We start from the raw sequence: 20,703 nt of genomic DNA, 5'->3' as shown, positions 1-20,703 counted from the left end.
TATGCAAAAGTTTTACGGGGAATTTGCAGCACGCCACCACATCAGCACGTGATTGCCGATGCGGCGGCGGATAAGCTCAAACCGATCTCAGGCCGATTGAAAGCTTACGCCATGGCGCAAAAACTGCGTGGCTTTGCTGGACACCGATTGCGGATCGCCGCTGGTCAAGAATTTCGAGACCTGCCCAGACCCCAGCATCTCGGGGCGGCGGGCCAGATAATCGGCCAAGGCCTCGGCCACCAGATTGGCTTGGCTGAAAACTTTCACATCGGGCCCCAGCGCTGCGGCAAAGGTGGCTTCCACCAAAGGATAATGCGTGCAGCCCAAAATCGCGGCTTGTGGCTGCGGCATCCGGCGTTTCAGCGCCTCGACATGGCTGCGCACCAGCGCTTCGGCCAGAATCTCGTCGCCCTGCTCGATGGCATCGACAACACCGCCGCAGGGCTGCGCCTCGACATCAACGCCGATGGCGCGAAAGGCCAATTCGCGTTGAAACGCGCGGCTGGCCACAGTGGCGGGGGTGGCAAACAGCGCCACATGCTTGACATCAACCTCGCGCGGGGGCGAGTTGTCGCCCCATTGCCGTTCGGTCAACGCCTCGATCAGCGGCACAAACACCCCCAAAACGCGCTTGTTGGCTGGCAACCAGGTTTCCTGCATCCGCTTCAGCGCGGCGGCCGAGGCGGTGTTGCAGGCGATGATCACCAGATCGCAGCCCTCTTCCCACAGCCGTTCAACGGCGGCACAGGTCAGCTTGAAGATATCATCGGCGGTGCGCACGCCATAAGGCGCGTTGGCATTGTCGCCCAGATAGACAAAGGGCACCTCTGGCAGCCGTTTGGTCAGCGCATCCAGCACCGTCAGCCCGCCGATTCCACTGTCAAAAACCCCGACCGCCATGCTGCCCCCATAATTTCGCGCAGCAGAGCTTGGCTCTGATCAGCGCGTCTTATATTTTGCCTCGAACTCGTAGCCAAGATCATAGGACTTTAGTGGGCGCGGGGAAAGGGCATAGGTTTGGCGGCGCAGATGATCCATCAAGGCAGTGGGGTCAGATTTGCGCGCGGCAATCTCTTCGGCCGCAATAGGCGCGCCGATCACCACCCGTACCGGTTCATCGACGCGGGCTTTGAATTCTTTTAACAACATCGCCAGCCGCAAATGGTAATTGATCCGCGAAGCCAGTTGGAACAGCCGCGAATTATGGCCTTCAAAATAGACCGGCACCACGGTTGCGTTGCTTTTGGCGATCATCTTGGCAGTAAAATTGCGCCAAGACGGATCCAAGGGGCGCGAAAACGGCTTGGCCGAGGTTGAAACCGTGCCGCCCGGAAACACCCCAATCGCGCCACCCTGCCCCAGATAATTCAGCGCAAATTGCCGGGTTTCCAGATTGGTTTTTACCGCCTCTTTGGTTTCATCAAAGGAAATCGGCAGCAAGACGCGGTTCAGATCCTCGGCGCGGCGAAACACCGAATTCGCCAAAATCCGAAAATCTCCCCGCCGCGCGTCCAGCATATGGCCCAGCATCAAGCCATCCAAAATGCCGTAGGGGTGGTTCGAGATCAGCACCAAAGGGCCCGTTGCCGGAATATTTTCTAAAGCGCCGCCGATGATATCCAGCGAGAGCCCGTAGCGCTCGGGCATCACTTGCCAAAACGAGCGCCCCGAGGCGACATCCGCCTCGTAGCCGGCAGCACGCCGGATCAGGCTGCGCCGACCGCTGGCATTTTCCAGCAAACGGATCAGCATTTTGCCCGGACGCGACTGCGCCGAACCGGCATAGCTGATGTCTTGGGTGATATTTGCGGGCTGCATTTGCAAGGCTCCATGTTTCGACCTGCCGTTCGGCTGACATTTTGTGCAAATGCGATGACAAAATCATGACGAAAAATCCAGCACACCGACCTTTGAGAAGAAATCTGATGGTTTACAGCAGGATTTTTTTCTTTAGGAGACAAAGGCTGTGCTAGATTAGAGCAGATTTCCAAGGAGTGACAATGGACTGGGATAAGCTTCGCATCTTTCACGCGGTTGCCGACAAAGGCAGCCTGACACATGCGGGTGAAGTCCTTCATCTGTCGCAATCTGCGGTCAGTCGGCAAATCCGCGCCTTGGAAGAAAGCCTTTCTGTCACGCTGTTTCACCGCCACGCGCGCGGGTTGATCCTGACCGAACAGGGCGAGTTGCTGTTTGACGCCACCCAGCAGATGGTGAAACGGCTAGATGCAACCGCCGCGCGTATTCGCGATTCGGAGGATGAAGTTTTTGGCGAGCTGCGGGTGACCACCACCACCGGCTTTGGCACCATGTGGCTGGCCCCGCGCCTGCCCAAGCTTTACAAAAAATACCCCAGCCTGAAGATTGATCTGATGCTGGAAGAACGCGTGCTGGATCTGCCGATGCGTGAAGCCGATGTGGCGATCCGCATGAAGGAACCCTCGCAGGCCGATCTGATCCGCAAACGCCTGATGAACATCAAGATGCGGCTTTATGCGACGCAGGAATATCTGGCCGAAACCGGCATGCCACAATCTATGGCCGATTTCTCGCAGCACCGGCTGATCTGTCAGCACGCGGGCACAGCACAGGTCGCGGCGGGGGCAAATCTTGTGCAAGACCTCATGAGCCATGATATCCCCTCGAAGTTGACGGTAAACAACTACTTTGGCGTGTTGCAGGCAGTGCTGAACCATCTTGGCATCGGGGTTTTGCCCGATTACATCACAGTGGATTTCCCGCATCTGGTGCGCGTGCTGCCCGAGACGGAATCAGGCGAGGTGCCGGTTTTTCTGGCCTATCCTGAAGAGCTGCGCCATTCCAAGCGGGTCTCGGCATTTCGTGATTTCATCACTGAAGAGATCCTTGCTTTTCGCAAAGAGCATCAGGCGCAAAATCTGGCATAGGGCCAAGCACTTGCCAGCTATGCGCCTAGCGCATAGCGGCAATGCTGCATCTGCGGCATGTTTTTATTGAGCGTGCGCAGACACAGGTATACAGACCGCTTTGAAGCAGTGGTCGAGTTCGCTCTTACTGCTTCATACCTCCCTGTTGGACTCGGCCGAGCGAAAGCTCGGCCTTTTTTTTGGTTTTCGGCCATAAATTTCCAACTGCTTAGAATGACGCCGCTTTTGGGCGCTTTGTCTGAAAAAATGGGCAGAAGCCTATCGTACACGCCAGCGGCTTTGCGCTGATTCGTGCGGCTGGCTTGGCCGAAAAATGTGCAGCCCTGCCCTGCTCGTCCCGCCCTGACGGTCGATTTCTGCGTGGCTAGGGCAAAAAACCTCGCCTTGGCCACCTTGCACCTCTTTCGCAAAGCAGGCGCTTGTCCTATGACGCCCGCAGCCTCCTCATCTAGGGAATTTCCGCATGACCGAGCCCGCCATCACGCCAGACCTGATTGCCGCCCATGGCATGAAGCCCGACGAATACGCCCGTCTGCTCGAGATTATCGGCCGTGAGCCAAGCTTTACCGAGCTGGGGATCTTCTCGGCGATGTGGAACGAGCATTGCTCGTATAAGTCGTCCAAGAAATGGCTGCGCACCCTGCCCACCACTGGCCCGCAAGTGATCTGCGGTCCGGGTGAGAATGCAGGCGTGGTTGATATTGGCGACGGCCAAGCGGTGATCTTCAAAATGGAGAGCCACAACCACCCCAGTTATATCGAGCCGCATCAGGGTGCTGCCACCGGCGTCGGCGGCATTTTGCGCGATGTCTTCACCATGGGCGCGCGGCCGATTGCGGCGATGAACTCGCTGTCCTTTGGCGTGCCAAGCCACCCAAAGACCGCTTATCTGGTTAAGGGCGTGGTCGAGGGCGTCGGGTCATACGGCAATGCCTTTGGCGTGCCAACCGTGGGCGGCGAAGTGCGCTTTCACAAAAGCTATAACGGCAACTGTCTGGTCAACGCTTTTGCCGCAGGCTTGGCGGATGCGGATAAGATCTTTTACTCGGTCGCCTCGGGCGTCGGCATGCCGGTGGTTTATCTGGGCGCCAAGACCGGCCGCGATGGCGTCGGCGGTGCCACCATGGCCAGCGCCGAATTCGATGACACCATCGAGGAAAAACGCCCCACCGTGCAGGTCGGCGACCCCTTTACCGAAAAGCGCCTGCTGGAAGCCAGCCTCGAGCTGATGGCAAGCGGCGCTGTGATCTCGATTCAGGATATGGGGGCGGCTGGCCTGACCTGTTCGGCGGTCGAGATGGGCGACAAGGGCGGTTTGGGCATTCGTTTGCAGCTTGACCATGTGCCGCAGCGCGAAACCAATATGACCGCCTATGAGATGATGCTGTCAGAAAGCCAAGAGCGCATGCTGATGGTGCTAAAGCCCGAGCTGGAAGACGTGGCGCGCGCGATCTTCGTGAAATGGGATCTGGATTTCGCCATCGTTGGCGAGACCATTCCCGAAGACCGCTTCCTGATCTTGCACGGCAATGATGTGAAGGCCGATTTGCCTTTGTCCAAGCTGTCCTCCTCGGCCCCCGAATATGATCGGCCTTGGATCGAAACCCCGGCCCCCGCGGCCCTGGGCGAGGTTCCCGCCTTGGGTGCGATTGCAGGTCTGCGCGCGCTGATCGGCAGCCCGAACTACGCGCAAAAGGCTTGGGTTTACGAGCAATATGACAGCATGGTTGGCGCTGATACCGTCATAGCGCCTGGTATGGGTGCGGGTGTGGTGCGGGTGCATGGCACCGGCAAGGCGCTTGCCTTCACCTCGGATGTCACCCCGCGCTACGTCAAGGCCAACCCCTTTGAAGGCGGCAAACAGGCGGTGGCAGAGGCTTACCGCAACCTGATGGCGGTTGGGGCCAAGCCTTTGGCAACGACGGACAATATGAACTTTGGCAACCCAGAAAAGCCCGAGATCATGGGCCAGTTTGTGGGGGCGATCAAAGGCATTTCGGCAGCGGTTTCGGCGCTGGATATGCCGATCGTCTCGGGCAATGTCTCGCTTTACAATGAAACCGATGGAACCGGCATTCTGCCGACCCCAACCATCGGCGCGGTGGGGATTTTGGCCAGCCTTGATCAGCTGATTTCCGGCCACCCGCAGGCGGGCGACATCGCTTTGGTGATCGGCGAAAGCTTTGGACATCTGGGCCAGTCGGCGCTTTTGGCCGAAGCCTTTGGCATCGAGGCCGGCGACGCGCCTGCCGTCGATCTGGCGGCAGAAAAGCGTAACGGCGAGTTCATGCAGGCCCACCGCAAGCACTTGCACGCCTGTACAGACCTTGCCGATGGCGGCCTTGCGCTGGCAGGCTTTGAGATGGCCGAAGCCGCTGGCCTTGGCCTACAGCTTGACGCAGGCGATCTTGCCACACTCTTTGGCGAAGATCAGGCGCGCTACCTCGTGGCCTGCTCGCCCGAAGGTGCCGCAGCCCTCGAGGCCGCAGCCTTGCTGACCGATGTGCCTGTGCTGCGCGTCGGCCACTTTGGCGGCGATGTCGTGGATCTGGGCGGCGACAGTGCCGACTTGGCGGAGCTGTCAGCCCTTTACCGTGGCGCCTTTGCGGCGGCTGTGGCCTAGAGCAAACCGCTGGCCCGTTCTGCGGGCCAGCAGCGAGATCGCTTTGAACACCCTTGCAGCGCCCCTGCCCGCGTCCTACATTCTGCACAAGTAGAAGGAGCCTGACCATGGCGATTGATGCCACCGCGATCGAAACACTAATCCGCAGCAGCTTTCCAAATGCCAAAATCACCGTGCAAGGCGACGATGGCCAGCATTTTGCCGCCGAAGTGATCGACGACAGCTTTCGCGGCCAGAACCGCGTGCAGCAACAGCGCGCGGTCTATGCCAGCCTTAAGGGGCTGATGGATGGCGCAAATGGTGCGCTTCATGCCTTGGCGCTGACCACCAAAGCCCCGGAATAACGCAAAACATTTATTTGGCCTGCGCGGCTTGCGCATGATGCCAATCAGAAAGGAAACGACATGAGCGCTCAGGATACCATCCGCGAACTGGTCCAGAACAACGACGTTGTCTTGTTCATGAAGGGCGAGAAACTGATGCCGCAATGCGGGTTTTCGTCCAAGGTGGCGGGCATTCTGAACTATTTGGGTGTCGAGTATAAAGACGTCAACGTGTTGTCAGATGCCGAAATCCGTCAAGGCATCAAGGATTTCTCGGAATGGCCAACGATTCCGCAGCTTTACGTCAAGGGCGAGTTTGTTGGTGGCTGCGATATTGCCATCGAGATGACGCTTTCGGGCGAGCTGGACACGCTGCTTGAAGCCAGCGGTGTCGGCTTTGACAAAACCGCAGCAGACAAAATCCGCGAAGCAAACAAGGGCTGATCGGATCAGAAAGTAGCAAAGGACGAACCCTGTAAGGTTCGTCCTTTTTTTATGCCGATTTGCGGTCCTCGACAGCTGCTGCCAAAGATTCGGCACGCGCGGCAATTTCTGCCAGCGTCTCGACCAAGCCCTGTGGCAGAACTGGCACCTCGATCTTTTTAGGCTCGGGGGCTGGGCGCGCCTCGATCTCGGCCAGTTTCGCCTTCAGCTGGCGGTTCTCATCCTCGACAGCGGCGGTCTTATCGGCCAGCATCAGGCCCGCCATCAGCAGCATCCGCGCCTCGGGCAAGCGGCCCATCTGCGCCACCAAGGGCTGGGCCTCGATGTCCAGCATCTGGGCAGCGGCATTTAGAAAATGCTCTTCCCCAGGCTGGCACGACACCATAAAGCTGCGTCCGCCAATGTGAATTTCCAGATCAGCCATGATTTTCGACCTCCGCGACCAAGGGGGTGAGAGCTTTCAGCACCGCAGCCACTTCAGCGCTCTCGGCGGCGCGGCTGGCCTGCAATTGCGCAAGTTCGGTCTGTAAAGCGTGGTTGATCTGCTCGGGATCGATCACATTGCCCTCTGCCAAGCCACGCAATTCGTCCAATTCGGCGTTCAGATCGCCGAGGCTTTCGCGCAGGCGGCCAAGCTCGCTGGCTTGATCTGAGAGCTGGGCGTTCAGATCCGAAATCTCGGCCAGCAAAGCGGTTTTCTCGCCAGTGGCCTTGTCATTGACCACACGCAGCCGTTCGTTCAGCTGCGCGTTCAACATCCGCTCTTCGTCCAAAGCCTCATTCAACTTGGCAAAATCGCTTTCAGGCAGCATCGCAGAGGGTGTCTCATCGACAAGCGGAGCCACAAGCCCCGCAATGCCACGATCAATCCGTTCCAGCGCGATTGTGATCCGCCGTTCCAGTTCTGCTATGTCTTGCATAGGCCAGTCCCTTTCTTGGTCTTCTTGGTCTTTTCGCTCTGCGCGCTCAAGGTGCGAATCGCAGACGGCTGCGTCAAGGTCAATCTTAACCGATTGTGGTGGCAACAACCTCCCCTTTATCTCCAAGGCCTTGCGGGGCGCGCTTGATCTTGCCGCACAGGCTGATATGCAGCACGGGCACGAATTTAACAGACAGGACATCGACCGTGGATATCCAGACGCTTCGCCAGAGCCACCCCGATCACTGGATGCGCGCCGCCGCGATCCGCACTTTGACCCTAGATGCCGTTGCCGCTGCAAACTCCGGCCACTCGGGCATGCCGATGGGCATGGCCGATGTCGCTACGGTCCTGTTTGAAAAGCACCTGAAGTTTGACCCCAAGGCGCCGCGTTGGGCCGATCGGGATCGCTTTATTCTGTCGGCGGGCCATGGCTCGATGCTGATCTATGCGCTGCTTTATCTGACCGGCTACGAGGATATGACGCTGGCGCAGATCAAGAATTTCCGCCAATGGGGCGCGATCACCGCAGGCCATCCCGAATATGGCCATGTGGCAGGTGTCGAGACCACCACCGGCCCCTTGGGTCAGGGCATTGCCAATGCGGTTGGCTTTGCGATTGCTGAAGAAAACCTGCGCGCGCGCTGGGGTGCCAAGGTGCAAGACCATTACACCTATGTCATGGCGGGCGACGGCTGCCTGATGGAGGGCATCAGCCAAGAGGCGATTGGCCTTGCCGGCAAGCTGGCGCTGTCGCGTTTGATCGTGATGTGGGACAACAACGGCATCACCATCGACGGCAAGGTCTCGCTTTCCGACGTCACCGATCAAAAGGCGCGCTTTGCGGCTTCGGGCTGGGATGTGTTTGAATGCGATGGCCACGATCCGGTGGCGATTGACGCAGCGCTTTCGGCTGCAAAAGCCAGCCCGCGCCCTGCGATGATTTCGTGCAAAACCCATATCGCCTTGGGCCATGCCGCCCAAGACACCTCTAAGGGCCACGGCGCTTTGACCGATGCCGCGCAAATGGCGGCGGCAAAAGAGGCTTATGGCTGGACCTCGCCCGCATTCGAGATCCCCGCCAAGATCAAGGCCGAATGGGAGGCTTTTGGCAGCCGTGGTGCGCATGCCCATGCCGCTTGGGCTACGCGTATGGCGACACTTTCGCCCGCAAAACAAGCCGAATTCACCCGCATTTTCGCTGCCGAGACGCCAAAGAAACTGGCGCAAGCCATTCGCGCGCTAAAGAAAACCGCAAGCGAGACCGCACCAAAGCTTGCAACACGTTCAGCTTCAGAAAAGGTTTTGGCCGTGATCAACCCGATCCTGCCCGAAACCATGGGCGGTTCGGCCGATTTGACCGGCTCGAACAACACCAAGACCGCCGATCTGGGCGTGTTTTCGGCTGACGACCGCAAGGGCCGCTATGTTTACTACGGCATCCGCGAGCATGGTATGGCGGCTGCGATGAACGGCATGGCGCTGCATGGCGGTGTGCGGCCTTATTCGGGCACCTTCATGTGCTTTACCGATTACGCCCGCCCCTCGATGCGGCTTTCGGCGCTGATGCAGATCCCTGTGGTCTATGTGATGACGCATGACAGCATCGGTCTGGGCGAAGACGGCCCGACCCACCAGCCGGTGGAACATCTGGCGATTTCGCGTGCAACGCCAAACACCTATGTCTTCCGCCCCGCCGATCTGGTGGAAACGGCCGAGGCTTGGGAAATTGCCGCCACAGCCAAAACCACGCCTTCGGTCTTGGCGCTCAGCCGGCAAAACCTGCCCACCGTGCGCCATGTGCACAACAACGCCAACCTCACCGCCAAGGGCGCCTATGTGCTGGCCGAGGCCGAGGGCAAGCGTCAGGTGATCTTGATGGCGACGGGGTCCGAAGTTGAAATCGCACTGAAAGCCCGCGAGATGCTGCAAGCCAAGGGGATTGGCACCCGTGTGGTCTCGATGCCCTGCATGGAGCTGTTTGCCGCCCAAGACGAAGCCTATCGCCGCAAGGTCCTGCCCGCAGGTCCGGTGCGGGTTGCGATTGAGGCAGGCGTGCGGATGGGCTGGGATCGCTGGCTGTTGGGCGAGCGGGGCCGCGATGGCAAATGCGATTTCGTTGGCATGTCAAGCTTTGGCGCCTCTGCGCCAATGGAACGTTTGTACAAGGAATTCGGCATCACAGCCGAAGCCACAGTTGCCAAGGTTGAAGCCCTGCTTTAACCTTTGAATATCAAGCGATTACAGGCCGCGCTTAATGCGCGGCCTTTGCTTTTCCTGTGATCTTTGCCCATATCGGCCCGATGACTTTGGTCACCACAGGGATCAGCAGCAGGCCCCAGCCCAAGCCGAAGATCCCGTCGATAAAGGCCGTGACCGCCCATGCCACCGCAGCCTCGGCCTGCCCCAAGGCTTGGCCCGCGCCCAAGGCAAGCTCGTGGATCAGATGCGCCGCTGCGCCAAAGCCCAAGACCTCGGCCCCATGCAGCAGGATTGATCCGCCAACCCAAAGCATCGCCGCAGTGCCGATATTGGCCAAAAGCCACATCAGCTTTGGCATCCCCAGCACCAAGCCCCGCCCCAAAGCCCGGGTCAGTGAAAACCGCGCCTTGCGCGCCATATAAAGCCCGATGTCGTCCATCTTGACGATCAGCGCCACCGCGCCGTAAACGCCCACCGTGATCATCACCCCCACCAGCGCCAAGGTCGCCGCCTCGATCCACAGCGCGCTTTCGGGGATGGCGGCAAGGGCGATGGTCATAATCTCGGCCGAAAGGATGAAATCGGTCTTGATCGCGCCTGCAATCTTTTCTTCTTCCAGATGCGCGGGATCTTTCACGTCGAAATCGGCGGCAACCTCGGCAACGCCTTGCGGCGCAAAGACGTGATAGATCTTTTCCGCGCCCTCAAAGCACAGATAGCAGCCCCCCAGCATCAGCAAAGGCGTGATGGCTTGCGGCAAAAACGCGTTCAGCGCCAGCGCTGCGGGCAGCAAAAACATCAGCTTGTTGCGGATAGAGCCAAGCGCGATGCGGCCAATGATCGGCAGTTCGCGGTCGGCGGCAAAGCCCTCAACGTATTTCGGCGTCACGGCGGCATCGTCAATCACCACGCCTGCGGTCTTACTGCCCGCTTTCGCCGCAGCGCCGGCAATATCGTCAATCGAGGCCGCTGCCACTTTGGCAAGGGCTGCAACATCATCCAAAAGCGCTAACAAACCACTCATGCCACCCTCACTCATTTTACCCAATCCTAGCGCTATCCCAGCCGCTTGGCAAACTGGCAAGCTGTTAGCGCCAACAGCAGAAGTTTGCGCTAACAACATGAAAAGACGTCGCTTTTTGACTTTCGAGCCAGACCGGCTGTCTTTATAGCAGAGCGCAAGCACTCATTGGGAAGGACGCGGCATGATCACGATCGGGATTAACGGGTTTGGCCGCATTGGTCGCTGCACCTTGGCCCATATCGCCGAAAGCGCACGCAATGATGTGCAGGTGGTGGCGATCAATGCCACAGGCCCAATTGAAACCAACGCGCATCTGTTGAAATACGACTCGGTTCATGGCCGCTTCCCCGGCGTGGTCAAGGTCAGCGGCAACGAGCTGGATCTGGGCCGTGGTCCGATCCGGGTGATGAGCACCTATGCCCCCGAAGAGCTGGATTGGGAGGGCGTCGATGTGGTGTTGGAATGCACCGGCAAGTTCAACGACCGCGACCTTGCCGCCGTGCATCTGGGGCGCGGCGCCAAGCGGGTGCTGGTCTCGGCCCCCGCCAAGCGCGCCGATATGACGGTGGTTTACGGCGTCAATCACCGCGCGCTTACGCCCGATCATCTGGTGGTCTCGAACGCCTCTTGCACCACCAATTGCCTTGCCCCCTTGGCCAAGGTTTTGAACGATGCCATCGGCATTGAAAGCGGCATCATGACCACGATCCACAGCTATACCGGCGATCAGCCGACGCTGGACCGCCGCCACAAAGACCTGTATCGCGCCCGCGCCGCCGCCATGGCGATGATCCCCACCAGCACAGGCGCTGCCAAGGCGATTGGCGAGGTGCTGCCCGAACTTGCCGGTCTGCTGGACGGATCGGCGCTGCGGGTGCCAACGCCCAATGTCTCGGCCGTCGATCTGACCTTTATCGCCAAGAAATCGGTGACGGTGGCCGAGGTGAACCAGATCGTCAAAGAGGCCGCCGCGGGCTACATGGGCATGGTGATGTCCTATGATGAGGAACCAAAGGTGTCTATCGACTTCAATCATACACCTTTTTCGTCTATCTTTGCTCCAGATCAGACCAAAGTGGTGGGCCGTTCGGTCCGCGTGCTGGCTTGGTATGACAATGAATGGGGCTTTTCTTGCCGAATGGCCGATGTGGCTGGGGTAATGGGGCGGCTCTTGCAGTAAACGGAGGGGTCGTGACCGACCGAATTGCCCTGGTAATGGCGCTGGTGATTTTTGCAGCCACCGGCGCCGATATTTTGTTAAATGACGGCATCGCTTCGCTGTTCTTGCTGCGAAAACTTGAACATCTTATCATTTATCTACAGTTTTGGCGCTAAATGCGGCATGTTGGCGTTGAATGTTGCGTCGTTTTCGTGATGTTAGCGCTAGCAGGCCGCATGTGAGTCGCCTCATTTCAGGAGAGTTTTATGACCGTAAAAGTCGCCATCAACGGATTTGGCCGCATCGGCCGCAATGTGCTTCGCGGTATCATTGAGGCAGGTCGCACCGATATCGAAGTCATTGCCATCAATGATCTGGGCCCAGTGGAAACCAACGCGCATCTGCTGCGCTTTGATTCGGTACATGGCCGCTTTCCGCATCAAGTGACCACCGGCCCGGACTGGATTGACGTTGGCCGTGGTCCGATCCGGGTGACCGCATTGCGCAATCCCGCCGATCTGCCGTGGAGCGATGTCGATATCGTGCTGGAATGCACCGGCATCTTTACCAGCAAAGAAAAATGCGCGGCCCATCTGGAAAACGGCTCGAAACGGGTGCTGATCTCGGCGCCTGGCGATGGCGCGGATAAGACCATTGTTTACGGCGTCAACCACCACACCCTGACCGCAGACGATATCGTGGTCTCGAACGCCTCTTGCACCACCAATTGCCTGTCGCCTGTGGCGCAAGTGTTGAACGCCGCCGTCGGGATCACCCGCGGCTTTATGACCACGATCCACAGCTATACCGGCGATCAGCCGACCTTGGACACCATGCACAAGGATCTGTATCGCGCGCGTGCTGCGGCTTTGTCGATGATCCCGACCAGCACAGGGGCTGCCAAGGCCGTTGGTCTGGTGCTGCCTGAACTGAAGGGCAAGCTTGACGGCGTCGCGATCCGGGTGCCAACGCCGAACGTCTCGGTTGTGGATCTGGTGTTTGAAGCCAGCCGCGCCACCACGGTCGAAGAGATCAACGCCGCGATCCGCGAGGCCGCCGATGGCCGCCTTAAGGGGGTTTTGGGCTATACCGATCAGCCGAATGTCTCGTCCGACTTCAACCACGACCCGCATTCCTCGATCTTCCACATGGATCAGACCAAGGTGATGGATGGCACGATGGTGCGGATTCTCAGCTGGTATGACAACGAATGGGGCTTTTCCAACCGCATGGCCGACACGGCCGTGGCGATGGGCAAGCTGATCTAAACCAAGGTATAGACAAAGGGGGCCCAAGCGGCCCCCTTTTTCATCCAGAGTGTCCGGCCTCAAATCGCAACCGCTTGGTCAGCTCTAAACCGGCGCTAAACCATCTTCAGCCCGCGTGATTGGAAAAACGGGACATAGACCTTTTGCCAATCCTCGGTCGCGGACTGGATCTCTGGCAGATCAGCAGGCTGCATAGCGGTATCAGGCACGGCTAAGACATTCATATCGCCCAAATTCTGAAAGGCGTTCTCGGCCTTATTGCGAAAGTTATCGGCACGGAAAAAGAATGAGAAATGCCAATAAAGCCGGTAACCGTGCTGCAACAGAAAGCCCATCGCAGCCTCGGTTCCAGGCAGGCGTTTGGCCTCGAAATACAACGTCGGCCGCAGGCGGCCGATCGTGGCGCGCGCGCCTTCGATCACCTGCCATTCGTAGCCTTCGACGTCAATTTTGATCAAGGCACAGCGCGCAAGCTCTAGATCATCAAGCCGGATCATTGGCACACTATCGCCTTGGCTGGCAACTTTCGCGGTGCCGTGGTTGCTTAAGGGCTGGCTGAAATCCATTTTCACCATACCGCTTTGCTGGCCAGCCGCCACGGTCAGCAGGCGCACCTGCGACAGCCCATTCGCGGCAAGGGCCGCCGCCAGACAATGGGCCACCACTGGCTGCGGCTCTAAGGCGATAACATGACCCTGCGGCCCAACCTGCTGCGCCATCGCAAGCGCTGTGGTGCCAACATTGGCCCCCACATCCACCGCAACATCCCCCGCGCGCAGATAGCGCGACATCACGATATTCTCGCCTTCAGCAAATTCGCCATAATCCATCAAGGCCTTGCCGATGACCTGATCCTGCTTTGGCCAGAACATAATCCCGTGCCGACAGGGTTGTATCTCGGTCGACGCCGGACGAATATCCATAAAAACCAAACTTTGTTCAGGCATACTGTTTAAAAAATTTCAGGCAAAACATGGCGATCAAAGCCCGCCTGCCCGCCTTAGCCGATCTGTACCAAACCCGCAGCCATCCGCCGCGCCGCCGCGCGGTAATGTGCGGCCGAGAGCAGCAGTCGTGCGTCGGCCTCTGCGTCCAAGCTGCGGATCACCTTTGCCGGCGCGCCCATCACCAAAGAGCCATCGGGAATTTCCTTGCCCTCGGTTATCAGCGCACAGGCCCCAATCAAACAGCCCTTGCCGATTTTCGCGCCATTCAAGATCGTTGCGCCCATGCCGATCAGCGTGCCTTCGCCAATCGTACATCCGTGCAACATCGCCTTATGGCCGATGGTACAATTGGCGCCAATGCTTAAAGGAAAGCCGCTATCTGTATGCAGCACCGCGTTTTCTTGCACATTACTGCCACGCCCAACCTTGATCTGATCGTTATCGCCACGCAGCACCGCACCAAACCAGATGCTGGCCTCTTCCTCTAGCACCACCTTGCCCAAGACAACGGCGGTTTCGGCAACCCAGACCGAGGGGTGAATTTCTGGCGCGATGGCCTCGAGCGAATAAATCATCGGTCGGTAAACTCCTTATTCATCGCGCGCACAAATTCGGCCAAATCGGGCTGACGGTCACGGCGCAACCGCTCGGCCTGAAGGATGGTTTGCAGTTGCGCAAAAGCAATATCAATATCGGAGTTAACAATAACATAATCATATTCGGCCCAATGGCTGATCTCGTCGCGGCTTTTGGCCATGCGGTCGGCGATCACGGAGTCGCTGTCTTGGGCGCGGCCACGCAGCCGGCTTTCCAGTTCGGCAATCGAGGGCGGCAGAATGAAGATCGAAACCACATCGCGCCCCAGCGCCGAGTTGCGGATTTGCTGGCCGCCTTGCCAATCAATATCAAACAGCGTGTCACGCCCCTCTTGCATTGCAGCCTCGACCGGCGCGCGCGGCGAGCCGTAGAAATTGCCAAAGACCTCGGCATGTTCCAGCATATCGCCGGTTCTCACCATCTGCTCAAAGTCGGTTCGGCTGCGAAAATAATACTCCCGCCCATCGGTTTCACCGACCCGAGGGGCGCGGGTGGTGGCCGAGACTGAAAAGCGGATCGTCGGATCCCAAGCCATCAGCCGCCGCGCCAAGGTGGATTTTCCCGCTCCTGATGGCGAGGAAAGAATAAGCAAAAGACCTCTGCGCATGATTTATTCCACGTTTTGAACCTGTTCGCGCATCTGATCTATGACCGTCTTCAGGTCAAGCCCGATCCGCGTCAGCCCCAGACTTTGCGATTTCGAACACAGCGTGTTGGCTTCGCGCATGAACTCTTGCGTCAGGAAATCAAACTTGCGTCCAACTTGTCCCGCCTCGGCCAAAAGCGCGCGCGCGGCCTCGACATGGGCGTGCAGCCGGTCCAATTCTTCGGTGACATCGGTTTTCACCGCCAAAAGCGCCAATTCTTGCGCCAGCCGCGCGGGCTCCAAGCCTTCGGCCGCGCCAAGCAGCTTGGCGACGCCCTGTTGCAACGTCTGGGCGGCGGTGGCGCTGCGCAGATCGACTTCCGCCTTCGCCTGCACAAGCAACACAGCAATCTGATCCAGCTGCGCGGCGATGACCGCCTGCAAGGCCTTGCCTTCGCTGGCGCGCATCGCCTTGAACGCCACGATAAGCGGCGCTACATCGGCCAGAAGGGCGGCGCGCAAGGCGGCGGAATCGCTATCAAGCGCGCTGGTTTCCATCACCCCCCGCACCGCAAGCACATCTGCCCCCGTGGGCTGGCCAAGCGTCACCCCCGCCTGCATCGCCGCATCTTCAACCTGCTTCAGCGCCGCCAAGACCCCCGAAAGCATCGCCCCATTCAGCCGCAGCGCCTCTGGGCCAGTCTCGTCCTCGCGGGCAAGTTTCAGCGACAGATTGACATTGCCGCGCAGCAGCTGCCGCGTCAGCTCGGCCTTAAGCGCATGTTCCAACCCATCAATCCAATCAGGCACCCGCAGCCGCAGATCCAAACCCTTGCCATTGACCGAGCGAAGATCCCACATCCAGGAAAAGCCAGCCCCCTGCCCTTTTTGCGCTGCAAAGCCTGTCATCGATACCGTCATCTTCGCTCCTTTTGGGGCCATCCGTGGCAAAGCCGCGCATTTACCAAATGTTTAGAAAGTTCCCAAAACCGTCTTATTCTATCGTATATCAAGACAGTTTTAACCGAATGCGACAGACGGCCAAGGACCTTGGTTTGGGTCACATTAGGCGGGCGCAGCGCCAAGGGGCAAGAGATGTTGACGTTTTTCAATCAGGGAAAGGCTGAAAAGCCGCTGTCCAGCGAGGCGCAAAGCTGTCTTCAGCTGGTGCGTGGCTATTGGGAGGCGCTGCGCCACGCTGGCCGCTTGCCCTCTCGCGGCGATATCGACCCGCGCGGGCTGTCGGGCGTGTTGGAACGGGTTTTCCTGATCGAGCGCGTCGCACATGGCCAAGCGCGGTTTCGGCTGTCGGGCATGCATCTGCATGATCTTCTGGGGATGGACGCGCGCGGGATACCGCTTGGCTCCTTTTTCGAGCCGGTTGCCAGAACGCGGCTGACTGACGAGCTGGAACAGGTCTTTAGCCATCACAACATCTTGACGCTGCATCTAGAGGCCGAGCGCAGTTTGGCGCAGCCAGCGCTCGCCGCCTGCATGCAGATCTTGCCGCTGGCGCATGACAACGGCACGCAGCAGCTGGCGCTTGGCTGTTTGGTCAGCGAGGGAAAGATTGGCCGCAGCCCAAGGCGCTTTGCGATCGCGCAGCTGCACCACGAGACGATAACGCTGCCGGGCTTAACGCTGGTCAGCAGCGCCAGCAAAACCGCGCCAGACCGGCGCATGACAGCCCCCAGACCGGCGCTGCGCTTGGTCAGTTCTCGCGATTAACTGCCCAAAGCAAAAGGGCAGAGGTTTCCCCCTGCCCTTGATGCTACAGATCCCGAAAGATCAGAGCGCGACGCGCTGTGCAGCGTTGCGTTGCGCCGACAATTCTTCAGACACCAAGAAAGCCAGTTCCAGCGACTGCGAAGCATTCAGACGCGGGTCGCAAGCGGTGTGATAGCGATCCGACAGATTTTCATCGGTGACCGCGCGCAGACCGCCGGTGCATTCGGTGACGTCTTTGCCCGTCATCTCGAAATGCACACCACCCGGCACAGTGCCTTCGGCTTTGTGAATCTGGAAGAACTCGCGCACTTCGCGCAGCACCGAATCGAAGGGGCGGGTTTTATAGCCCGAAGCCGCTTTGATGGTGTTGCCGTGCATCGGGTCGCAAGACCAGACCACCTTGGCGCCTTCTTCCTGAACGGCCTTGATAAGACGCGGCAGGTTGTCGCCCACCTTGCCGGCCCCAAAGCGCGCGATCAGGGTCAGACGGCCCGCCTCGTTTTCGGGGTTCAGCTTGGCCATCAGCACCTTCAGATCGTCGGCAGTGGTGGTGGGACCGCATTTCAGGCCGATCGGGTTCAGCACGCCGCGGGCAAATTCAACATGCGCGCCGTCTGGCTGGCGGGTGCGGTCGCCGATCCAGATCATATGGCCCGAACCTGCAACCACTTGGCCGGTGATGCTGTCAACGCGGGCCAGCGCCTCTTCATATTCCAGCAGCAAGGATTCGTGGCTGGTGTAGAAATCCACGCTCGACAATGTCGGCGCGTTTTCAGAATTCACACCGGCCGCATTCATGAAATCCAAAGCGTCGGAAATCCGGTTCGAGATCTCGCGGTAGCGCTCGGCCTTGTCATGTTCGGCAAAGCCCAGAGTCCAGGAATGCACGCGGTGGATATCGGCAAAACCGCCGGTCGAGAAAGCCCGCAGCAGGTTCAGCGAGGCTGCCGCTTGGGTGTAGGCCTGGAGCATCCGCTGCGGATCGGGCAGACGCGCCTCCATATTGGCGTCAAAGCCATTGATGATGTCGCCGCGATAAGACGGGTATTCAACGCCATCGATCACTTCGGTCGGCGCCGAACGTGGCTTGGCAAATTGCCCGGCCATGCGGCCCACCTTGATGACGGGCACTTTCGCGCCATAGGTCAGCACCACAGCCATTTGCAGCATCACGCGGAAGGTGTCGCGGATGTTATCGGCCGAGAATTCGGAAAAGCTTTCGGCGCAATCGCCGCCTTGCAGCAAGAACGCCTTGCCTTCAGCCGCCAAAGCCAACTGCTTTTTCAGCTTGCGCGCCTCGCCTGCGAAGACCAGCGGCGGATATTTGGCAAGCTGCGCTTCGACCGCGGCAAGGTTTGCCGCATCCGGATAATCCGGCATCTGCACACGCGGTTTTGCGCGCCAGTCCGACTTGTTCCAACCCTTGGTCATGCAAGCTTCCCTTCCGTTAGCGATACCGGAGGCGGTATATGAAAATTATACGTGCTTGCAAAGGGTCAAAGGCGGCAATTTAACGCAGAAGCCACTTGCGGCGGGCCTGAATTCCTGTTTCCTTCGCGCAAATCCGACACATATAGGTCGCAACATGTCCGCGCCATCGGCGAAAGCCACTCAAGTGAAGAAGGCCGTGGCACCACGGCGTTTTGTTTTCCTGTTGCTTGATAAGTTCACCATGATCAACTTCGCGGGCGCGATCGAGCCTTTGCGGCTGGCCAACCACGTCTTGGGCTACCCGGTTTACACTTGGGCGCTTTGTGGCGAGGGCGGCGGCGAGAAGACCTGCTCGAATGGCGCGACGTTCAAGCTTGATTTCGGGCTGGATGATATCGAGCGCGACGACACGATCTTGGTCTGTGGCGGTATCGAGATCCAAAAGACCACCACCAAGCCGGTGCTGAACTGGCTGCGCCGCGAGGCGCGCCGCGGGGTGGCGATTGGCGGCCTGTGTACCGGCGCCTATGCGCTGGCCAAGTCGGGACTTTTGGACGGCAAAAAAGCCACGATCCATTGGGAAAACCAAGACGGCTTTTCCGAGGAATTCGAAGAGGTCAAGCTGACCAAATCGGTGTTTGTGATGGATGGCAACCGCTGGTCTACGGCGGGGGGGATTTCCTCGATTGATCTGATGTTGCGGATCATTGCCAGCGATCACGGCGAAGATTTGGCCAATAACGTCGCCGATCTGATGATCTATTCGACCATTCGCACCGACCAAGACACCCAGCGGCTGTCGATCCCGACCCGCATCGGCGTGCGCCACCCCAAACTCAGCCAAGTCATCCAGATGATGGAAGGCGCTATTGAAGACCCGCTCAGCCCAGCTGATCTTGCCGAAGATGTCGGCATGTCGACGCGGCAGTTGGAACGGCTGTTCCGCCGCTATCTGAACCGCAGCCCAAAGCGCTACTATATGGAGTTGCGGCTGCAAAAGGCGCGCAATCTGCTGATGCAGACCGATATGTCGGTGATCAACGTGGCGCTGGCCTGCGGTTTTGCAAGCCCGTCGCATTTCTCCAAATGCTACCGCAGCCATTACAGCACCACCCCCTACCGCGAGCGCGGCACCCAAGGCATGCCCGGCACTGCAATCGCAGGGCGATTGTCGATCTAAACCAACACGCAAGGCGCGCAAAATTTGCCCGCCCTGCCCCCAGAAAAGTGCAGAATCCCGAGTTTATCTCTCAGCTATCTACTTTTCTTTTTATTTCCTTCACATTAGTCTGCCCTGCAGGATTGCGGTCCAATATGGGAGATAACAATGAAAAAACTACTTCTCGCCACAGCAGCTTCGGCGCTGATGGCAGGTGCTGCCTCGGCAGAAGACGTAAAGATCGGCATTCTGATCGGCTTCACCGGCCCGATTGAATCGCTGACTGGCCATATGGCCAATGCCGCAGAAGAAGCCATGGCGGAAGTCAATGCTTCGGGCAAGGCGCTGAACGGGATGAACTTTGTCTCGGTTCGCGGCGACTCGACCTGTGGCGACTCGGCAGCCGGCACCGCCGCTGCAGAGCGTTTGGTCACCGCTGAAGGCATCAAAGGCATGGTCGGCGGCGACTGCTCGGGTGTGACCGGCGCTATTTTGCAAAACGTGGCCCGTCCAAACGGCATCGTCATGGTGTCGCCTTCGGCCACTTCGCCAGCGCTCTCGACCGCTGAAGACGACGGTTTGTTCTTCCGCACAGCGCCTTCGGACGCCCGCGAAGGCCAAGTCATGGCTGACGTTCTGGTCGAGCGTGGCGTGAAATCCATCGCGCTGACCTATACCAACAACGACTACGGCAAGGGTCTGGCCGAAGCGATTGCAGAATCCTTCACCGCTGTTGGCGGCGTTGTGACGATCAACGCCAGCCACGAAGACGGCAAGGCTGACTATTCGGCAGAAGTTGCAGCCTTGGCTGCGGCAGGTGGCGATCTGTTGGTGGTTGCGGGCTATCTCGATCAGGGCGGCAAGGGCATCATCCAAGCCTCGCTCGATTCCGGCGCGTTCTCGACCTTTGGTCTGCCCGGCGGCATGGTTGGCGACAGCCTGCCAGAAGCCATCGGCCCAGCTTTGAACGGCTCTTATGGCCAAGTTGCACAGTCGGACTCCGAAGGTGCTGCCAAGCTGATCGAAATGGCTAAAGTCAACTCGCCTGCTTGGGATGGCACCTCGCCCTACGCGATGGAAAGCTATGACGCAGCGGCTTTGATCATGTTGGCGATGCAGGCTGCAGGCTCGACCGATCCGAAAGTCTACAAAGACAAGGTGATGGAAGTTGCCAATGCACCAGGCGTCAAAATCGGCCCCGGCGATCTGGGCAAAGCGATGGAGCTGCTCGCAGCAGGTCAAGACATCGACTATGAAGGCGGTTCGGCTGTCGAGCTGATCGGCCCCGGCGAAAGCGCTGGTCGCTACCGCGAATTCGAGATCAAAGACGGCAAATACGAAACCACAAAGTTCCGTTAATTTGATCTGACGCAAAACTTGGCACGGC

21 protein-coding genes are annotated in these 20,703 nt (G+C 58.9%); 11 read left to right on the top strand and 10 right to left on the bottom strand.

What is annotated here, in order from left to right; all coding sequences use genetic code 11:
• Positions 1–87 precede the first annotated feature (87 nt).
• Positions 88–900, bottom strand: a complete 813-nt coding sequence (gene murI, locus V7Q10_RS09450; protein ID WP_333868837.1) for a glutamate racemase — start codon at positions 898–900, stop codon at positions 88–90.
• Positions 901–939: 39 nt separating this feature from the next.
• The gene (locus tag V7Q10_RS09445; RefSeq protein ID WP_333868836.1) at positions 940–1,818 is read right to left on the bottom strand and encodes a lysophospholipid acyltransferase family protein; all 879 of its coding nucleotides are present in this window, start codon (positions 1,816–1,818) and stop codon (positions 940–942) included.
• A 182-nt stretch (positions 1,819–2,000) separates the two neighbouring features.
• On the opposite strand from V7Q10_RS09445, the gene V7Q10_RS09440 reads away from it, so the two are divergent.
• The 4 genes from V7Q10_RS09440 (at position 2,001) to grxD (ending at position 6,296) form a co-directional block, all read left to right on the top strand.
• On the top strand, positions 2,001–2,906 hold the full coding sequence (locus tag V7Q10_RS09440; protein ID WP_333868835.1) for a LysR family transcriptional regulator: 906 nt from the start codon (positions 2,001–2,003) through the stop codon (positions 2,904–2,906).
• A 463-nt stretch (positions 2,907–3,369) separates the two neighbouring features.
• Positions 3,370–5,529, top strand: a complete 2,160-nt coding sequence (purL, locus tag V7Q10_RS09435) for a phosphoribosylformylglycinamidine synthase subunit PurL (protein ID WP_333868834.1) — start codon at positions 3,370–3,372, stop codon at positions 5,527–5,529.
• A 107-nt stretch (positions 5,530–5,636) separates the two neighbouring features.
• On the top strand, positions 5,637–5,873 hold the full coding sequence (locus V7Q10_RS09430) for a BolA/IbaG family iron-sulfur metabolism protein (RefSeq protein WP_333868833.1): 237 nt from the start codon (positions 5,637–5,639) through the stop codon (positions 5,871–5,873).
• Positions 5,874–5,933: 60 nt separating this feature from the next.
• A complete protein-coding gene (grxD, locus tag V7Q10_RS09425) occupies positions 5,934–6,296 on the top strand; it encodes a Grx4 family monothiol glutaredoxin (protein ID WP_333868832.1) in 363 nt (120 codons plus the stop codon).
• Positions 6,297–6,345: 49 nt separating this feature from the next.
• Here the strand turns inward: grxD and V7Q10_RS09420 are convergent, their stop codons facing one another.
• Together V7Q10_RS09420 and V7Q10_RS09415 are read right to left on the bottom strand one after the other, a co-directional pair.
• A complete protein-coding gene (locus tag V7Q10_RS09420; protein WP_333868831.1) occupies positions 6,346–6,720 on the bottom strand; it encodes a cell division protein ZapA in 375 nt (124 codons plus the stop codon).
• The gene (locus tag V7Q10_RS09415) at positions 6,713–7,216 is read right to left on the bottom strand and encodes a hypothetical protein (RefSeq protein ID WP_333868830.1); all 504 of its coding nucleotides are present in this window, start codon (positions 7,214–7,216) and stop codon (positions 6,713–6,715) included. The genes V7Q10_RS09420 and V7Q10_RS09415 overlap by 8 nt, the downstream gene beginning before the upstream one ends.
• 206 nt (positions 7,217–7,422) lie before the next feature.
• On the opposite strand from V7Q10_RS09415, the gene tkt reads away from it, so the two are divergent.
• Positions 7,423–9,438 carry a transketolase gene (gene tkt, locus V7Q10_RS09410; protein ID WP_333868829.1) on the top strand — a complete coding sequence of 672 codons (2,016 nt, stop codon included), beginning with the start codon at positions 7,423–7,425 and terminating at the stop codon, positions 9,436–9,438.
• 31 nt (positions 9,439–9,469) lie between these two features.
• Here tkt and V7Q10_RS09405 read toward each other — a convergent pair whose 3' ends face one another.
• Positions 9,470–10,441, bottom strand: coding sequence for a DUF808 domain-containing protein (locus V7Q10_RS09405; RefSeq protein WP_333868828.1), 972 nt, complete (start codon positions 10,439–10,441; stop codon positions 9,470–9,472).
• 181 nt (positions 10,442–10,622) lie between these two features.
• On the opposite strand from V7Q10_RS09405, the gene gap (V7Q10_RS09400) reads away from it, so the two are divergent.
• From gap (V7Q10_RS09400) to gap (V7Q10_RS09390), 3 genes are all read left to right on the top strand, one after another.
• Positions 10,623–11,621, top strand: a complete 999-nt coding sequence (gene gap, locus V7Q10_RS09400) for a type I glyceraldehyde-3-phosphate dehydrogenase (protein ID WP_333868827.1) — start codon at positions 10,623–10,625, stop codon at positions 11,619–11,621.
• 11 nt (positions 11,622–11,632) lie between these two features.
• Positions 11,633–11,776, top strand: coding sequence for a hypothetical protein (locus tag V7Q10_RS09395; RefSeq protein ID WP_333868826.1), 144 nt, complete (start codon positions 11,633–11,635; stop codon positions 11,774–11,776).
• A 90-nt stretch (positions 11,777–11,866) separates the two neighbouring features.
• Positions 11,867–12,868 carry a type I glyceraldehyde-3-phosphate dehydrogenase gene (gene gap / locus V7Q10_RS09390; RefSeq protein ID WP_333868825.1) on the top strand — a complete coding sequence of 334 codons (1,002 nt, stop codon included), beginning with the start codon at positions 11,867–11,869 and terminating at the stop codon, positions 12,866–12,868.
• A gap of 95 nt (positions 12,869–12,963) precedes the next feature.
• Here the strand turns inward: gap (V7Q10_RS09390) and V7Q10_RS09385 are convergent, their stop codons facing one another.
• The 4 genes from V7Q10_RS09385 to V7Q10_RS09370 form a co-directional block, all read right to left on the bottom strand.
• Positions 12,964–13,791 carry an FkbM family methyltransferase gene (locus V7Q10_RS09385; RefSeq protein WP_333868824.1) on the bottom strand — a complete coding sequence of 276 codons (828 nt, stop codon included), beginning with the start codon at positions 13,789–13,791 and terminating at the stop codon, positions 12,964–12,966.
• Between the two features lie 77 nt (positions 13,792–13,868).
• Complete coding sequence (locus tag V7Q10_RS09380; RefSeq protein ID WP_333868823.1) at positions 13,869–14,390, bottom strand: gamma carbonic anhydrase family protein; 522 nt, start codon at positions 14,388–14,390, stop codon at positions 13,869–13,871.
• Complete coding sequence (gene gmk, locus V7Q10_RS09375) at positions 14,387–15,022, bottom strand: guanylate kinase (RefSeq protein WP_333868865.1); 636 nt, start codon at positions 15,020–15,022, stop codon at positions 14,387–14,389. Before gmk ends, V7Q10_RS09380 begins: the two co-directional genes overlap by 4 nt.
• Positions 15,023–15,919 carry a YicC/YloC family endoribonuclease gene (locus V7Q10_RS09370; RefSeq protein ID WP_333868822.1) on the bottom strand — a complete coding sequence of 299 codons (897 nt, stop codon included), beginning with the start codon at positions 15,917–15,919 and terminating at the stop codon, positions 15,023–15,025.
• A gap of 174 nt (positions 15,920–16,093) precedes the next feature.
• Here V7Q10_RS09370 and V7Q10_RS09365 point away from each other — a divergent pair, with 174 nt between their 5' ends.
• Positions 16,094–16,726: a PAS domain-containing protein gene (locus V7Q10_RS09365; protein WP_333868821.1), complete on the top strand. Its 633-nt coding sequence runs from the start codon at positions 16,094–16,096 to the stop codon at positions 16,724–16,726.
• Between the two features lie 60 nt (positions 16,727–16,786).
• On the opposite strand, the gene V7Q10_RS09360 is transcribed toward V7Q10_RS09365, so the two are convergent.
• Positions 16,787–18,157, bottom strand: a complete 1,371-nt coding sequence (locus tag V7Q10_RS09360; protein WP_333868820.1) for a class II 3-deoxy-7-phosphoheptulonate synthase — start codon at positions 18,155–18,157, stop codon at positions 16,787–16,789.
• 154 nt (positions 18,158–18,311) lie between these two features.
• Here V7Q10_RS09360 and V7Q10_RS09355 point away from each other — a divergent pair, with 154 nt between their 5' ends.
• Complete coding sequence (locus V7Q10_RS09355) at positions 18,312–19,337, top strand: GlxA family transcriptional regulator (RefSeq protein ID WP_333868819.1); 1,026 nt, start codon at positions 18,312–18,314, stop codon at positions 19,335–19,337.
• Positions 19,338–19,484: 147 nt separating this feature from the next.
• On the top strand, positions 19,485–20,675 hold the full coding sequence (locus V7Q10_RS09350) for an ABC transporter substrate-binding protein (RefSeq protein ID WP_333868818.1): 1,191 nt from the start codon (positions 19,485–19,487) through the stop codon (positions 20,673–20,675).
• The last annotated feature ends 28 nt before the right edge of the window (positions 20,676–20,703 follow it).

The sequence above is a fragment of the Cypionkella sp. genome, from assembly GCF_036782355.1.
Classification (GTDB): domain Bacteria; phylum Pseudomonadota; class Alphaproteobacteria; order Rhodobacterales; family Rhodobacteraceae; genus Cypionkella.
This window is presented reverse-complemented; position numbering and strand designations above follow the sequence as displayed.

Coding starts and splice junctions, on each gene's coding strand:
- V7Q10_RS09415 (WP_333868830.1), bottom strand. CDS start 7,216: ATGCAAGACATAGCAGAACTGGAACGGCGGATCACAATCGCGCTGGAA.
- gap (WP_333868827.1), top strand. CDS start 10,623: ATGATCACGATCGGGATTAACGGGTTTGGCCGCATTGGTCGCTGCACC.
- V7Q10_RS09440 (WP_333868835.1), top strand. CDS start 2,001: ATGGACTGGGATAAGCTTCGCATCTTTCACGCGGTTGCCGACAAAGGC.
- grxD (WP_333868832.1), top strand. CDS start 5,934: ATGAGCGCTCAGGATACCATCCGCGAACTGGTCCAGAACAACGACGTT.
- gap (WP_333868825.1), top strand. CDS start 11,867: ATGACCGTAAAAGTCGCCATCAACGGATTTGGCCGCATCGGCCGCAAT.
- murI (WP_333868837.1), bottom strand. CDS start 900: ATGGCGGTCGGGGTTTTTGACAGTGGAATCGGCGGGCTGACGGTGCTG.
- V7Q10_RS09385 (WP_333868824.1), bottom strand. CDS start 13,791: ATGGATATTCGTCCGGCGTCGACCGAGATACAACCCTGTCGGCACGGG.
- V7Q10_RS09430 (WP_333868833.1), top strand. CDS start 5,637: ATGGCGATTGATGCCACCGCGATCGAAACACTAATCCGCAGCAGCTTT.
- V7Q10_RS09370 (WP_333868822.1), bottom strand. CDS start 15,919: ATGACGGTATCGATGACAGGCTTTGCAGCGCAAAAAGGGCAGGGGGCT.
- V7Q10_RS09360 (WP_333868820.1), bottom strand. CDS start 18,157: ATGACCAAGGGTTGGAACAAGTCGGACTGGCGCGCAAAACCGCGTGTG.
- V7Q10_RS09405 (WP_333868828.1), bottom strand. CDS start 10,441: ATGAGTGGTTTGTTAGCGCTTTTGGATGATGTTGCAGCCCTTGCCAAA.
- V7Q10_RS09445 (WP_333868836.1), bottom strand. CDS start 1,818: ATGCAGCCCGCAAATATCACCCAAGACATCAGCTATGCCGGTTCGGCG.
- V7Q10_RS09380 (WP_333868823.1), bottom strand. CDS start 14,390: ATGATTTATTCGCTCGAGGCCATCGCGCCAGAAATTCACCCCTCGGTC.
- V7Q10_RS09365 (WP_333868821.1), top strand. CDS start 16,094: ATGTTGACGTTTTTCAATCAGGGAAAGGCTGAAAAGCCGCTGTCCAGC.
- V7Q10_RS09420 (WP_333868831.1), bottom strand. CDS start 6,720: ATGGCTGATCTGGAAATTCACATTGGCGGACGCAGCTTTATGGTGTCG.
- purL (WP_333868834.1), top strand. CDS start 3,370: ATGACCGAGCCCGCCATCACGCCAGACCTGATTGCCGCCCATGGCATG.
- V7Q10_RS09350 (WP_333868818.1), top strand. CDS start 19,485: ATGAAAAAACTACTTCTCGCCACAGCAGCTTCGGCGCTGATGGCAGGT.
- V7Q10_RS09355 (WP_333868819.1), top strand. CDS start 18,312: ATGTCCGCGCCATCGGCGAAAGCCACTCAAGTGAAGAAGGCCGTGGCA.